Genomic DNA, 15,049 nt, shown 5'->3' with positions numbered 1-15,049 from the left:
GCAACTTTCCTGGCATTTTCAGCCCGCACTACAGAAAAAAATTAATAATTTGCACTTATTCGATCTACTTCATCCCATGAGAGTGAAGTTGATTTTTGATGTTTGACGATATGTGCGACGTACCGGGCAAACATATCTGTCTCGACATTGACACGACTGCCTTTTTTGTAGTTCTTAAAAAGTGTCTCTTTCATTGTATGGGGAATGATAGTCAGACGAAAACTGTTTTCGTCGACATCATTGACCGTAAGGCTGACCCCGTCTATGGTAATGGAGCCTTTTGGCACAATATAGGGAATAAATTTCTTCTCTACTGTGATAAAAACATCATAAGAGTTGCCGTTGTTTTTGATCTCTTTGATGGTGCCTACAGTATCAACATGTCCCTGAACGATATGCCCCTCAAACCGGTCACCCATTTTCATAGCAGGTTCTATATGCACCTCGTTTTTATAATTTTCTATGGCCAAAAGTTTTTGGCTCTCAGGAGAGAGTTCTACGGCAAAGCCGTCTGGATTTACTTTTACTACGGTTAAACAGGCACCGTTTACGGCAATTGAATCACCGATACCGGCTTTGTATGTTGCTCTGATACTGAGAGTGGAACCCACAAAGCTTTTCACTGTTGCAACTTCTCTGATTAGTCCTGTAAACATATATCTGTTTCTCCTCTGCCTCATGAGAGGCTAGCGCAGTTAATCGGGACGTATTCCGATTCACGTGTTAAAAAACTAGAAGACGATTTTACCGTCTTCTTGAAGACCCTTAATGATAGCTTTGGCTTTTTCATGTCCTTGATAGGCGGCTTTTCGGCACAGGTCAAGGGCTTTGTCATGATCCTCTTCACAGCCTATTCCCTGATCATACAGGAGTCCAAGATTATACAGCCCTTCTGTGAGTCCGCCATCAGCTGCACGCTTGAAACAGATAAAAGCTTTTGCATCGTTCTGTATCACGCCATGGCCCTCTTTGTAGAGTGCGCCAAGATTGTTAAATGCCTGCAAATGTCCGCGTTTTGCCGCCTCTTCATACCAAAATGCGGCTTCTGAGTAGTTTTGCATACAGCCAAGCCCGCGCTCAAGCATAAGCGCAACTTCATACATGGCAGGCGGAACGCCTCTTGTTGCCGCTTCCATATGCAGCTCATATGCTTTGAACATGTCATGTTTGACACCGCCAATACCGTTTTCATATAAAATAGCGAGATTAAAAAGGGCATAAGGCTGTTTTGCCTCGGCTGCCTTTGTGTACAGCTCCAGTGTTTTTGCCTCATCCTTTTCACACCCCTGTGCCATTTGGTGCATATAGCCCAAAGAGGTTTGCGCATCGGCATTGCCTTCTTGGGCAAGCTGTGTATAAAGTTTGTATGCAGTTTCAAAATCACCGGAATTATAGGCTTCGTTTGCTTTTTGTATCATTATTCTTCATTCTCCGTACGAATTGGTTGTCTAAAAGTTGTTGTATTGCCTTTGGCGGCTGCTTTTGCTTTTCTTACTTTTTCTAATAATTTTTCTTTGCTGCTGAGATGTTCGTCCCGTATTTTATGCTTGTAACTGCCGTCAATTTCTGGGTCATAAACCAGTATTTCGGGTACATAATCTTGAAATAAATCTGTACGCATCTTAAAAACCTCAGGTAATTTACTTTATATTATGCAAATGATACTGAAAAATGATAAAATTCGCATTAATAAAGTAAGTTTATATAAGTAATTTAAGGGCATCTCTAAAAACCCTGATATCCCTCAAAGCCAAAAAGAGGAGTGAGATTGTGCAAAACTTTTCTTGAAGCATAGCCGTAGCTACGGTGATCGAAAATTTTGTGCAAGATTGCTTCTCTTTTTGGCTCCGGCAGGGCATTATAGCAAAAGCACTACTGCTTCGTTAAAACCACTTGAAGCTACTCGTAGCTCCTGCGTAGTTTTGCCTTGCATTAGTACCTTCGCTATAATGTTGAGATATATCAGGGTTTTTAGAGGTGCCCTTAATTAGCCCATTCTCAAAAAATTAAACTACTTATATAAACAAGCTATGCTAACAGGATGTATAAATGAATTATGATGTAATAGTAGTAGGCGGTGGACATGCCGGTATAGAGGCTTCTTTGGCGGCAGCTCGAATGGGGAACAAAACACTGATGATTTCCATGCTTGCGGAAAATGTCGGGGCAACTTCCTGTAATCCTGCCGTAGGCGGACTCGCAAAAGGGCATTTGGTACGTGAGCTTGATGCACTCGGCGGCGAAATGGGACTCATTACCGATGAAGCAGGCATACAGTTTCGCATACTCAATCAGACAAAAGGGCCTGCAGTTCGCGGAAGCCGTGCACAGATAGATATGGACAAGTACCGTGTAATCGCCAGAAATGTTGTACTCAATACGCCTAATCTTGATTTGGCACAGGATACGGTTGAATCATTAATCATAGAAGAAGGTGAGGTAAAAGGTGTCCGCACAGCATTGTTAAACGAGTACAGAGCCAAAAAAGTCATCATTACTTCGGGGACATTTCTCAACGGTATAATCCATATAGGCGAGGTGCAGCAAGAGGGCGGACGTTTTGGAGAACCACGAAGCGTCGGACTTTCTGCTTCGCTTAAAAATGATGCAGGGCTGAGTATGGCACGCCTCAAAACCGGTACCTGTGCGCGTATTGACAGTTCAAGTATTGATTTTTCTGTCATGGAAGAACAGGATGGGGATGCCTTGCCGAATCCTTTCAGTTTCAGAACAGACAGAGAAAAATTCCGTGCGACAAAAAAACAGTTGCCGTGCTACATCGCCTATACAAATGAAACGACACACAAAATCATTGAGAGCAATTTTTACAGGGCACCGCTTTTTACGGGTCAGATTGCAGGAAAAAGTCCGATACTGTCCTTCTATCGAAGACAAAATAGACAAGTTCCCTGATAAAGAGCGTCATCATCTTTTTTGGAACCGCAAACCATGGACAATACAGAGATCTATGTCAACGGGCTCAGTACCTCTTTGCCTCCTGAAGTGCAAAGAGAAATGATTCATTCGGTTAAAGGAATGGAAAATGCAAAAATTGTCCGTTACGGCTATGCCATAGAGTATGATTTTGTCGATCCGCGTGAACTGAAGCACTCGCTTGAAACCAAAAAAATCAAAGGTCTGTATCTTGCCGGTCAGATAAACGGGACAACAGGCTATGAAGAGGCGGCAGCACAGGGAATTATGGCGGGAATCAATGCCTCTTTGGCATTGCAAAACAAAGAACCGCTTATTTTACGTCGTGATGAGGCATACATCGGTGTACTGATTGATGATCTGGTCACAAAAGGAACGAACGAACCGTACAGAATGTTTACTTCGCGTGCAGAGTACAGACTCCTTTTGCGTGAAGAATCAGCGGATGTACGACTGGGAAAATACGGACATGAACTTGGACTCATCTCCGATGAACAGTATGAAAAAATCAAAACAAAAGCCCAGCAAATACAAGAGGGTGCCAAACTTTTGGAAGAGACAAAATTTACACCAAACAAAGAGTTTAATGCACTGTTGGCATCTATGGACGAACAGCCGCTCAAGGATGTCTCAACCGCACAGCAGCTTATTGCCCGTAAAACATTTGATGTGCAGAAGATGGTCACGGTGGTGCCGGAACTTGACAAGTATGATGACTATATAAAAGAAGAAATTTTGGTGGAGGGAAAATATGCCCGTTACGTTGACAAACAGAGCCAGGAAATAGAACGTATGAAAAAATATTTGAAAGTCAAAATACCCGAAGGGTTTGATTTTACGGGTGTGAGCGGGCTCTCCAAAGAGGTACAGGAAAAACTGGCGGCTTTTTCTCCTCCGACACTCCAGGCAGCGATGAATATCAGCGGAATTACACCCGCAGCAATTGAGATACTGCATATATACATCAAAATGGCTGCAAGATCCAATAAAGTGTGAGAATGTTTTTAAAGTACGAGAATATGCACACTAAAGTTTGAGAATGAGATAAATTGACATGACAAAACCCAAAAGTATTATTCCTGAGTTTATGATACAAAACCCGGATGATGTTTTTATGTTTTTAATGCCTTTGAATCTCAAACTTGATTATGAAAATTATGCTAACAGTCACTTTAGTGTAGCTGTTAAAAATCTTACAAAATCAGAATTTTTTACTACAGAGCTTTCTCCTGAACTTTTTTTTACAAGATTTCGTTTTCATCAGGCTTATAAAAAAGGGAAACAATTTAGGCAATATAAGCGACCATACAATGATATTAAACTACTAAAAAAGCAATTTAGGATCAATACAGAGCTTCCAAAAGATAAGTATGATATAGCTTTATTCAATTACATGGATGAGATGGAGATTGGAAAAGTATTGGGTTGGAAGAGAAAATACTTAGAGAAAGCAAAAAAGATACGATGTTTTATTTTTGAACAAGAAGATTATAATATCATCATTCCTCACTATGCGATTGCTATATACTACTATTATCGTACGACAGCAATGCGTGAAGCGATTTTAAACTGCAATCTTGAAAATCTTTATATTGCTGCACATAATGATGGGTATGATGCTTCTATTGTCATTCCAAAATATGTTACAAAAGCAGAAGCTCCATTTATATGTAGATTTGCAACCGTAGAAGAAGCACATAAAAAATTTGAAGATACCGGAAAGTTTATTTTGAACTATGTGCACCATATTAAAAACAAGTCAGGACAATATCCTAAAACTATGCCGATAAAAGCGAAGTTTCCTATGGAATATGTTTTTTTGATAGATGCAAAGGTTCATGAGTTTATGCATAAAGGTAAGAGAAGCTATTTTGTACATGAACTTGTGAATGATGATTCTGATATCGGTTTTAAAACACTTCAAGTGTTGCGTGAGCATAAGCAAAGCAGTATAGATATTGATTCGCTTAATAAGTTACCGACAGTACCCAGAGAGATTCCCGGGAAAATGACTGAGGTTTTAAAAGTGGAAGGAGCAAGCAAAAGAAAGCAGCATCGTACAGTTAGCACTAAGCGAAGCCAATGTAACAGTTTAGCGGGCGTTAGCATTAGTGAAGATATGGTTACGGCAGAGGGCATAGATACACTACTTAAAATATACAAAGAAGAAGTAAATGATGAAGTAACAGATCAAAGCCTTACGGAATCTTCTAAAAATACAGAGAAAAAGATTAGAAAAACACGAATATCAAGTGAGTATGAGAAAAAGCAAAAAGAGAAGAAAGAATATACTCATAATTTTGATGAATTTCATCAATATAGCAACTATTTAAAACAACAACCTGATATAAAAAATTTTACTGTGTCTCCAAATAAAAATATGGAAAAAGTTATTGATATCTACACAGATAGAGAACATCATAAATGCTATGTTGAAGGAAGATCAAGGCAGTATATCACAGCCATATTTCAATATAAAACAATATATGTAGGACTTTTGGAATTGGAAAACAAGACTGGTACGGCAACAAGTACATGGGTCATCTCCTCAAGTAACCCTATTAATCAAAGTGTATTTGGCAAATTTTTATATCATTTTGTTGATGAAGATAAAAAGATCAATGATATGAAAGAAGAGTATAAAAACAATATGCAGATACGATTTTCTACTAAAAATCATGAGAGAGCAAAAAATTTGACTGAAGAGGATTTGGCTAAATGGATGGTTGGGGTTCTTGGGAAATTGATAAAAGCTTAGATGGTGAATCTATATATTTTATGGATAAGATTATCTATAAAATTTGGTATCTATGAAAAAGATGGATATAGTAGGTTAAGAAAAATAACGAAATTAATGGCAATTTTTAATGTTTTTTATATATAATTAGTGAGTTCGAGGTATTAAAGAATCATTGATAACAGTGTATTTGTGTAGTAAGCTATTTAAAAAGGCAACACTACGTGTTGAGTCAATACAAGAAAATTTGCAAGAATTGTGAGTTTCTTTCAATAAAATTTTTTTTGCCTGAGTGAATGATATATATTGAATATCTCCATCTGTGAATTCAATATAGACATCATTAGAAAGTATTTCTATACAGAGTACATTTTTCAAAACGGTAGTAATTCCTTTTATTTTTATAATTATAGGTATTTTTTACCATTTTGTCAAGTTTTTAATAAAAGAGATAATAATGACAAAAAAAGAGTTGGCTAAACGATTAAACATAGATGTTAAAACATTGAATTCTTGGGAAAAAAACCGTCCAGAAGTTATGCGTCTTATAAAATTTGGTTTATATGCTGAAGCGCATATTAAAGATGTAGAAAAATATTTAAAACAATTGAAGGATAAAGATGCAAGCTAAGGGTGCAAAATTAAGTGAATTACTTGGACATCAAGAGAAACAATTTATTATTCCTATTTACCAAAGAAGTTATAAATGGACAAAAAGACATCTTGATAGACTATTAGAAGACTTGTCTGATATTGAATATGGAAATGCAAAGCACAGTCATTTTTTAGATTCTATTGTTTATGCAGGTATTCAAGTTCAACAAGCTTCTATGAGTCATACTACACTTAAATTTCAAGTAATCGATGGTCAGCAAAGATTGACGACTATTAGTCTTTTATTAATTGTTATTAGAGATAGATTAAAAGAGTTAACGGAAGATACAGAAGCAGAAAGATTAAATAATATTTATATAATCAATCAATATGCAAGAGAGTATGATGATAAATTGAGACTACGTCTTTCTGAAGCAGATCATCCAGTATATGAAAAACTTGTGTTTGGTGATGAGATTACACCTGAAGAGAAGAAAGGGCTTATCTATAAAAATTTTCTTATACATAAGAAATTTATCTCAGAAATGAGCATAGATGAATTAAAAGTATTAATATTAAAATTTGAAGAGCGAATAGATATTATTGATACATTTTTAGAACCACATGATAATCCTCAAAAAATCTTTTCAAGTCTTAACTCTACAGGAAAAGAGTTAAAAGATTCTGATTTAGTAAAAAATTATGTTTTAATGAATTTACCTTCTGACAAACAAGTTGAATTTTATAACCGTTTTTGGAGAAATATAGAAGATAAATTACAAAATAATGAAACTATTTTGATGAACTTTTTACAACATTACCTTACTATGAAATCTGATAGTGGTTTTGTTGTAACAACTGGTGCAATTTATGAAACATTTGAGAAATATTTTGTTTCTGAAAACCAACGAAATTCTATAGGTGAGATAGCATTTATAGAAAAACTTTTACAAGATATGATGAGCTATACAGATGTATATAAAAGACTTTTCTTAGATTATGATAGAGTAGATTTTGCTTATACTCAGAACTCTATTCGTCAGTTGGGTATAGAATCTTATTATCCACTTGTAATGAAAATATCACATGAATGTTCACAAGAACTAGATAGTGTTTATAAAGTGATTGAAAGTTATCTTATTAGGCGATTTGCCGTTGGTCTTCCGGCTGGAAAAACAAAAACAGTTTTTGCAAAAGCTACAAAAAATTTGGATATTACACCTGCTAGTAGTAATCTTGAAAAAAAACTTTTAGAGATACTGAAAAGTGAACAAAAGCAAAATCGTTATCCTAATGACAATGAATTTCATGATAGCCTTAAACATAGTCCACTCTACTCTAACTCCTCTAAAGCTACAAAATATGTACTTTATAAAGCTGAGTATTTTAAAAATACTCAAAATCGTACACAAACAGTTAATTATGAAGATTTAACAGTAGAACATATTTTGCCTCAAACAGAATATGCAAATCTTGGTAGTTGTTGGACATACTCTTTTGATCTTGGTGAGTATGAGAAGTATGTACATACACTAGGTAATTTGACACTTGTAACACAGGAAAAAAACTCACAACTTGGAAATCGTTGTTTTGATGAGAAAAAGAGCATCTATCAAACAGATAGTTTTATGATGACAAAAGAGTTAGAAACTAAGTATTCGGACTGGAGTTCTGAAGAGATAGAGAAACATGCTGATGAGATGATTGATGAGTGTGTTATGAAAATTTGGGGGTAGAGGAAAAATAATGGATATTAAACCATCATATGTAGCGGTTGGAAAGTTATTTAAAGAGAAAGCAATTTATGAAGTACCAAAATATCAAAGAGCATATGCTTGGGAAGAAGAGTCTATTGATGATTTTCTTAAAGATACAAAGAAAGCTTACAATGCTCGTAAATCTAATAGTCCAATAAAACATTTTTTTGGAGGTATTCTTTGTGTAGAAGATGAAATTGAAGGTACTATGGGAGACCATAAACGAGGATTGATTGATGGTCAGCAGAGAATTACAACAACTACATTATTAGCTGCATCATTAATGAAAATTTATGATGAATTATTAGATTCTTTGGGTGGACGACCTAAAGAACTTGTAGAAGAAAGAATAAAAAAACTTCAAGAACGATTTATTCAATTTTCACAAGAAATTCATATGACTGAAACAGTTGTAGATGTATTAACTCTTTCGAAAGCAGATAATGGTTTTTATAGAGAGATGATTAATAATTTAGATCCACAGACTGAAAGAGAATCTCACAAAAGACTCAAAAGTGCTTATATTAAAGTATATAAAGAGATGAATAAATTAGTAAAAGATGATGATATTCAAGCTATGGCAAATAATGTTCAAACTCTTGAATATGTTATTGATAATGATTTTACAATTTTATATATGAAAACAACGACAAAAAAGGATGCATATAGACTGTTTCAGGTAATTAATGATCGAGGAATTGGCTTGACAGAGGGAGATTTATTACGGGCAAAGACTTTAGAATTATTAGAAGGATATCCTTCTCAGCAAGATGCAGTTGAAAGAATTTGGGATGAAATACTTAAGGAAGATCCTAAAACAACATTGGATTATTTGACTTGGATTTATGAATCTCATACCGGAAAACGTCCTAAGCCATCTGCTTTGTATGATAAGTTTGTTGAGCATTTTTTTTCAAATATACCTACTATGGAAGTAGATGCAATGGAAATATTTGAACAAGCAAAGAAACTGAAAGAGGATATAGCAATTTGTAGAAAATTAACATCTGAAGAATGGTTATTTGAACATAGACAACCTATAAATGAATGGGATAGAGACAAGCTAACATTACTATTAGGAGCGCTTAACCATACTCTAGCATACCCTCTTTTAATTGCTGCAAAAAAGTTAGATCATGTTAAATTTGCAAAAATTGTTCATATCCTTGAAAAAGTATTTTTTAGATATAAAATTATTTGTAATGGTCACGCAACACCTTTAAAAAAAATATATCAAGATGAAGCTATTGAAATTAGAAGAAGACCTGGTAGATATAATATAAATAGTTTAAGAACTAAATTAAATAGATTGCTAGATGATAAAGCAGATGATATGACTTTTAGTTTTAACTTGAAAGCATTAGAATATGATTCAGATAATTCCACAAATAATAGAAAAATAAGATACTTTCTTTTAAATATTGAGTATTATTATAAATGCTATAAATATGGTTCTGAATGGAGTGATGATTGTATTGATAAAAGTAGAATATATCCTTTTAGTGATACTTCTATTGAACACATATATCCTAGAAGTGCAAGTGGGGAGAAAATTATAGAAAATTTAGAACCATTAAAAAATAAATTAGGCAATTTATGTTTAATGGATCCTGCTCAAAATACAATTGCTGGTGATAAAACTTTTGAAGAAAAAAAAGAAATTTATACAAATACAACAGTTAACATGTTAAGTGAAATAGGTAGGAAAGAAAGTTGGACAGAAGATGATATTTTACAATCGGTAGATAACATGGTGGCAATGGCTTTAAAGATTTTTCGAGCATAAGATGAAATTACAAAATGAATATTTAATTATAGTTGATAAGGAAACTTCTCCAGGTTTTTATAAACTATGTAATTCTGTGATAAGGTTTAATGAATTTCTTGAAGATGATAAAGAATTCAAAATTCAAAAGAATAAGATTTTTTTTGGGAAAAAGCCTTATGGTTATCAAGTAAAACGAGGGAAAGTAAAAGGAAAGACTCAAAATTTTTTTTATATTACTTTAGAATTTGAAGGCGAAGAAAAATATTTACCAGGTTATAAGCAATTATTAAGAAGGTTAAAATATATTTTTTATGAAAATAAGTCTATTATTGAAACTTTAAGAGATGATTTATCTTTTCATTATTCGCAGTTGTCTTATGCATTGATTCATAAGATTGAAAATTTAATGAGAAAATTTATAACATACTTTATGATAATTAATGTAGGTAAGAATTGGATTAATGAAAGTTCACCTAATCAAATAAAAGAAGTTTTGGATAAAACTAAAAGAAAAGAGTATATTGATGTTTTACAACAGTTAGATTTTATACATCTAGGTGACTTTCTTTTTAAGGCTTATCATGATGAGGATATTTCTCGTCTCTTGGAAAGAATTGAAACAATAGATAAAAGTATTACACCTCTTGAACTTCAAAGTTATATACCAAAATCAAATTGGGATAAATATTTTAAAAATAAAATAGATTGTGATGATGAATATTTAAAAAAACGATGGGAACGTTTATATGAATTAAGAAATAAAATAGCCCATACTTCTCATTTTACAGTTGGAAATTATCAAGATATTCAAGATTTAGTTAATGATATTGAAGAAAAACTTGAACAAGCATTTATTAAAATTGATAGTATAGAAATTAAGGCTGAAGATAAAGAACAGCTATCAAAAACTATTGTAGTAAATACAAATGAACATATTGGACTATTTCTGAATGAATGGAATAATTTGGAAAAGCAAATAAATAGACTAGCTGGAATGGAGAGTAATAATTTTATGATAAATTTAAAGGCTATAGGAGAAAAAGGCTATTTAGTTGATGAGCTGTTATATAAGGTTGAAGATAATAGGAAGTTTCGAAATATATTAGTTCATGGTACAGAACTAGTCAATACAGAAGTTATACAAAATCATATTAAAGAGATTCGAAATATTAATTCTTTTTTGCAATTAAGCTGGGACATTGAAGTAAAAGAAGCATTTGAAAAACTTGGTGGAGAAGCATCTTTAAATGAAATATATAAATATATTGAACAAAATACAATACGAGAGCTTACTGCATCATGGAAGTCATCAATAAGAAAAGCTATTTATTATTATTCATCCGATGCAGATTTGTATCTAGGAAAGAAAGACTTATTCATGAAAACTGGTAAAGGAAAGTGGAAATTAAGAGATACTAAAATTCCTGCAACATAAAATCAAAAATATTACTATCTGACTTCAAAGAAGAACTAAGTATGTAATATCCTCTAAAGATATGTTTTTGGAGGTGTTGTTCTAGGTCTTTTTTGGAAGTAATAGTGATGTTATTAAAAACTTCTATAGCATCCCAATAAAACTTTGTATAGTCCTCACTCCCTTTTCCTTCACCTGTAATTTGTTCAAGTCTATACTCTTTACCATCATAGTGTTCTATTTCTACATTATCAAATTCATCTTTTTGAAGGGAGAGAGATATATTTAGCATAAAACGTAGATAGACCCATTTGGGTTCACCTTCTAAGCTAAGGGCTTTGCTGAGTAGTAAGATATAGTTTTCTATCTCTTGAGTTGTTCTTATCATGATGCTACCTCTATTTGTGAACCTAATTCATTTCGTGTTATTTGGTAGGTTGTGTATTTTAAACTTTGAGATTTGACGAACTCGAATTCACTATCTGTAAGTAAAAGTATAAGATTTTCAAACTGTAAGTAGCACTCTTCTAAGAGAAGCTTTTTATTTGCATTTGAGAGTCTTCCAAAAGGAGTGTCAACCATTACAAATGATGCAAACTCTTTATACTCTAAAATACTTTTTACTATTAAGAAATTCAGTACCTGCTTTTGTCCTGCTGAGAGTAGTTCTGTATCAAGTATTTTTTCTCCATCACTAATAACAATACGATGTTTTTCATCGATATATATTTTTTTTATATGTTTATATTGCTTTAAAAAAGAGGTAGTGTTTTTTGCTAAAGTTTTATTAAAAATTTCCAATTTCTCGCTTAGTTCCTCTTTGTAGACTTTTTGGGCTACATTAGAAACCTCAAGAAGCTCTTCATAACCTTTAACAAAAGCATACTTATCTTGATTTTCTTTAAAGAGAAGAGATAGATTTTTATTTATTTCCTTGAGCCTTTCTTTATCATTTTCAAGACTATTTTCCAAATCTAAAATAGTCTGTTCTTCTTCTTGCAGTTTTGCTATTTTGTCATCTCTATCTTCTATAAGTGAACGAGTTATCTCTTTCTCCATCGCATTTGTTTCACTTTCTTGTATCTTTAAGTTTATTTGTTTTATCTCATACTGTAGATTTTTCATCTCCTCTAGGAGTTTTTTAAACTCTTTTTTTGAAAGTGATAATTCTATTGTAGATGATTCTGTAAGCATAAGAGATTTGAAAGCACTAAGAGCATCTTCCAAGGCTAAAGAAGTTCCAATCTCTTCTAAAAAGCGTTTAAAATTATTATTAAAGAGTTGCTCGTCATTAAGAGAGAGTGGAGAGTGTGAACGACTTTTTAATCCTTTAAAGAGAGTAGGATTGAGTAGAAGTGGAAGTTCAAAGAGGATGAGTTCTTTAAATTTAGCAGAAAGATTTTGAAGCTCTTGTATCTTTGTGTCTTGTTTTTTATGAAGTTCTTTTATCTTACGATTACGATTTCGTATTTGAGTATCTAGTTTTTGGATATTTAGTTGATTTGCTTTGTAATTCTTCTTTTTAGAACGAAGAGATTCTGTATCATCTTCTATTTTTTGCATTAGTTCAAAACGCTCTTTTTCAAATTGTGTAAGTTTTATGCTCTCTTCATCACTATTTTGTGCTAAAAGATTTTTAGCAACTTGCAAAGAATCTTTATATACATAATCTAGCAGGTCAAGGTCAAAAACATAATCAAAAAGATTTTTTAGTTTTGTTTGTGAGAGTAAGAAAAGATTGCTTCCAACTTCTCCATCATAAAAAAGAAAATCAATTAGAAACTTTGGTATTTTATTTTCAATGAAGTGTTCTGCTTCTGCACCTTCTAAGTCTTTATCTTCCGTATCAGTAAATTTTATGAGTAAAGACTCTTCTATATTATCTAAAAAATTCCACTCTCTTTTTATTGTAAAGATGTCAAAAACTAAAGATATACTACAATATGGTTCTTTTGCATTATTATTGAGTATTGATTCTAGGGCTCCATTATGATGTCCAAGACCTAATTTTATGGCATTAAGTATAGAAGTCTTTCCAAAACCATTAGAACCAATTATACATGTAATAGGGCTAAAAGGTATCTCTTGTTTTCCATTGTATGAAAAAAGATTGTTGATAGTTATACTAGTTAGCTTCACGATACTCACCTTTGTAATAGTCAACAACTCTTTTTTCGATATCTTTAATCACTCCATATCTTGTAGAGATGTTTTTTCTATATGCTTCTATTTCATAAATTCTTTCAAACAGATCAATATTTAATTTATCTTCATATTTTTCTAGTTTAGCTCTAAGTGGAGTTTCTATACTTTCATTCATCAATCTTCCATATTTTTGGGCTATACGAAAGGCACTTTTTTTGATATCTCCATCACCATCCCAATACTTTTGTATAAGTTGTATTTCATCATCTTGGATAAGTCCAATGTGTTCTTGAGAGTTATAGTCTGGTGAATCTTTTTTCATTGAATGATAATTATTATTTACTAGCTTTTCTACCTCTAATAATCTTTCAAGCAGTTCTCGTCTTGTTTGTGGTAAAAAAGGTCCGGGACCAAGCATTCCATTTCTTCTGCGTGTATCTCTTTTTCCTGAATCTGGTTTTCTCCATTCATAGAGTAATTCTCTATAACTCCATAATGGTGTCATCCACTCTTCACCATTTTTAAGCATCCCTTCCATTGAACGGTCTTTTTCTACAACAGTACAAACCCAACAGCCAAATCGTGTTTTTCCACAACTTGGAGATTCAGGATTGAGAGCAATATTACAATCTCCTTCCCCACTTCCTTTATCATAAAGGCTCATCATATAGCTATGGTCACTCCAAGGCAGAGGAGTAGTAAGTTCTTTTGTATTACTTAAATATGTCCAAACATCTTCATTTGACCAATGTTTAATAGGAGATAGGACATAGGCATCAGGGATATTTTCGTGAGGAGATAAGCCTCTTTGGTTGAGTTTTCTCTTTTCTATAGAAGCTTGTCTGGCTTGAGATTCTGCACTTCTTACACCCAAGAGCATTAAAATGGATTGGTGTTTATTGACAAGGTTTGTTAAAAAATCTGTTGCAGGGTCAATTTTAAGTCTTTCTGTACACCATCTAAATGTACTTGTTGGTGCGGGATATCCTTTACCAAGCATAAGACTCCAGAAAGAGTCTTCTATATCTGGACTTAGTTTATGACATGACAATTTTAAGTTTGATTTTTGTGCAAAATCAGAAATTTCATTGAGTTTTGATTCTAAGTATTTTTCAATGATTGGCATTTCTACAGTTGTATCAGATGAAACAATATAAGTATGTTTGGTATCTTTGCCTTCTTTATGCAGTTCTTGCAACATAGTTAGAGTCAATTGTAAAACACATGTAGAGTCTTTCCCTCCAGAGTAAGTAACCACCCAAGGCCTATCATCAGCTAAGTATTGTGTTCTTAAAAGATTTATAGTTGTATCTATTTGTTCTTGTAAATGATTAGTTTTCAGAGTTACCATCCTTATTTCTTCCAAATGCTTTTGGTCTTTTAACAGGTTCTTTCATATCTAGTTGTTTTAGCTTTAATTTAAAATCAATTTTATTCTCTGCCATTTCACCCATTAAAAATACGATAATTGCCAAATGATTTGGTACTTCACCTTTTTTTTTATAGTTTGTAATGGAAGATTGTTTCATCCCCACTAATTCTGCAAAGCTTTTAGTATTTAAAGAAGCTTTTCCTAATTGTCTTTTAAATTCTGCATAATCCATGCGGAATTATATTCAAAAAATTATTAAATTAAGGGTATGTATTATATCTAAATATATACATAAAATCAATTATTTTATACATATTTAAATGTAAAA

At 33.0% G+C, this 15,049-nt stretch carries 13 protein-coding genes and 1 pseudogene; 7 read left to right on the top strand and 7 right to left on the bottom strand.

Going from position 1 to position 15,049, the window contains the following annotated elements; translation table 11 throughout:
• Positions 1 to 41: 41 nt before the first annotated feature.
• The 3 genes from ribE to MLC44_RS11915 form a co-directional block, all read right to left on the bottom strand.
• Positions 42 to 656: a riboflavin synthase gene (gene ribE, locus MLC44_RS11925; protein WP_434657516.1), complete on the bottom strand. Its 615-nt coding sequence runs from the start codon at positions 654 to 656 to the stop codon at positions 42 to 44.
• Between the two features lie 75 nt (positions 657 to 731).
• On the bottom strand, positions 732 to 1,418 hold the full coding sequence (locus MLC44_RS11920) for a tetratricopeptide repeat protein (RefSeq protein WP_151899468.1): 687 nt from the start codon (positions 1,416 to 1,418) through the stop codon (positions 732 to 734).
• Positions 1,418 to 1,621, bottom strand: a complete 204-nt coding sequence (locus MLC44_RS11915) for a hypothetical protein (protein WP_151899469.1) — start codon at positions 1,619 to 1,621, stop codon at positions 1,418 to 1,420. The genes MLC44_RS11920 and MLC44_RS11915 overlap by 1 nt, the downstream gene beginning before the upstream one ends.
• Positions 1,622 to 2,049: 428 nt before the next feature.
• Between MLC44_RS11915 and MLC44_RS11910 the strand changes: the two are divergent.
• The 7 genes and pseudogenes from MLC44_RS11910 to MLC44_RS11880 form a co-directional block, all read left to right on the top strand.
• Positions 2,050 to 3,183: pseudogene (locus MLC44_RS11910) on the top strand (FAD-dependent oxidoreductase); the annotation flags it as partial.
• Positions 3,184 to 3,201: 18 nt separating this feature from the next.
• Positions 3,202 to 3,930: a hypothetical protein gene (locus MLC44_RS11905; RefSeq protein ID WP_434658885.1), complete on the top strand. Its 729-nt coding sequence runs from the start codon at positions 3,202 to 3,204 to the stop codon at positions 3,928 to 3,930.
• A gap of 133 nt (positions 3,931 to 4,063) precedes the next feature.
• A complete protein-coding gene (locus MLC44_RS11900; protein ID WP_434657513.1) occupies positions 4,064 to 5,692 on the top strand; it encodes a hypothetical protein in 1,629 nt (542 codons plus the stop codon).
• Positions 5,693 to 6,023: 331 nt separating this feature from the next.
• Entirely contained in the window at positions 6,024 to 6,302 is a 279-nt protein-coding gene (locus MLC44_RS11895) for a helix-turn-helix domain-containing protein (RefSeq protein WP_434658884.1), read from the top strand.
• A complete protein-coding gene (locus MLC44_RS11890; RefSeq protein WP_434657510.1) occupies positions 6,292 to 8,001 on the top strand; it encodes a DUF262 domain-containing protein in 1,710 nt (569 codons plus the stop codon). The genes MLC44_RS11895 and MLC44_RS11890 overlap by 11 nt, the downstream gene beginning before the upstream one ends.
• Before the next feature lie 10 nt (positions 8,002 to 8,011).
• Positions 8,012 to 9,808, top strand: coding sequence for a DUF262 domain-containing protein (locus MLC44_RS11885; RefSeq protein WP_434657507.1), 1,797 nt, complete (start codon positions 8,012 to 8,014; stop codon positions 9,806 to 9,808).
• 1 nt (position 9,809) lies between these two features.
• Complete coding sequence (locus tag MLC44_RS11880; RefSeq protein ID WP_434657504.1) at positions 9,810 to 11,225, top strand: hypothetical protein; 1,416 nt, start codon at positions 9,810 to 9,812, stop codon at positions 11,223 to 11,225.
• Here the strand turns inward: MLC44_RS11880 and MLC44_RS11875 are convergent.
• Genes MLC44_RS11875 through MLC44_RS11860 form a run of 4 tightly spaced genes read right to left on the bottom strand, consistent with a single transcriptional unit; the run spans position 11,206 to position 14,953 of the window.
• Positions 11,206 to 11,592 (bottom strand): DndE family protein, encoded by a 387-nt coding sequence (locus MLC44_RS11875; protein WP_434657501.1) that lies wholly within the window; start codon positions 11,590 to 11,592, stop codon positions 11,206 to 11,208. The genes MLC44_RS11880 and MLC44_RS11875 overlap by 20 nt on opposite strands.
• On the bottom strand, positions 11,589 to 13,370 hold the full coding sequence (locus tag MLC44_RS11870; protein ID WP_434657499.1) for an AAA family ATPase: 1,782 nt from the start codon (positions 13,368 to 13,370) through the stop codon (positions 11,589 to 11,591). The genes MLC44_RS11875 and MLC44_RS11870 overlap by 4 nt, the downstream gene beginning before the upstream one ends.
• Positions 13,330 to 14,700 carry a DNA phosphorothioation system sulfurtransferase DndC gene (gene dndC, locus MLC44_RS11865; protein WP_434657496.1) on the bottom strand — a complete coding sequence of 457 codons (1,371 nt, stop codon included), beginning with the start codon at positions 14,698 to 14,700 and terminating at the stop codon, positions 13,330 to 13,332. Before dndC ends, MLC44_RS11870 begins: the two co-directional genes overlap by 41 nt.
• Entirely contained in the window at positions 14,681 to 14,953 is a 273-nt protein-coding gene (locus tag MLC44_RS11860; RefSeq protein ID WP_434657493.1) for a hypothetical protein, read from the bottom strand. The genes dndC and MLC44_RS11860 overlap by 20 nt, the downstream gene beginning before the upstream one ends.
• Positions 14,954 to 15,049: the final 96 nt, after the last annotated feature.

The organism is Sulfurimonas sp. NW9, from assembly GCF_051132275.1.
Lineage (GTDB): Bacteria > Campylobacterota > Campylobacteria > Campylobacterales > Sulfurimonadaceae > Sulfurimonas > Sulfurimonas hydrogeniphila.
Note: the sequence above shows the minus strand (reverse complement) of the source record. Positions and strands in the feature narration are given on the sequence as shown.

Excerpts from the sequence above, each read along its gene's own strand:
- dndC (WP_434657496.1), bottom strand. The coding sequence starts at position 14,700 with ATGGTAACTCTGAAAACTAATCATTTACAAGAACAAATAGATACAACT.
- ribE (WP_434657516.1), bottom strand. The coding sequence starts at position 656 with ATGTTTACAGGACTAATCAGAGAAGTTGCAACAGTGAAAAGCTTTGTG.
- MLC44_RS11920 (WP_151899468.1), bottom strand. The coding sequence starts at position 1,418 with ATGATACAAAAAGCAAACGAAGCCTATAATTCCGGTGATTTTGAAACT.
- MLC44_RS11890 (WP_434657510.1), top strand. The coding sequence starts at position 6,292 with ATGCAAGCTAAGGGTGCAAAATTAAGTGAATTACTTGGACATCAAGAG.
- MLC44_RS11860 (WP_434657493.1), bottom strand. The coding sequence starts at position 14,953 with ATGGATTATGCAGAATTTAAAAGACAATTAGGAAAAGCTTCTTTAAAT.
- MLC44_RS11885 (WP_434657507.1), top strand. The coding sequence starts at position 8,012 with ATGGATATTAAACCATCATATGTAGCGGTTGGAAAGTTATTTAAAGAG.
- MLC44_RS11915 (WP_151899469.1), bottom strand. The coding sequence starts at position 1,621 with ATGCGTACAGATTTATTTCAAGATTATGTACCCGAAATACTGGTTTAT.
- MLC44_RS11880 (WP_434657504.1), top strand. The coding sequence starts at position 9,810 with ATGAAATTACAAAATGAATATTTAATTATAGTTGATAAGGAAACTTCT.
- MLC44_RS11905 (WP_434658885.1), top strand. The coding sequence starts at position 3,202 with ATGGCGGGAATCAATGCCTCTTTGGCATTGCAAAACAAAGAACCGCTT.
- MLC44_RS11875 (WP_434657501.1), bottom strand. The coding sequence starts at position 11,592 with ATGATAAGAACAACTCAAGAGATAGAAAACTATATCTTACTACTCAGC.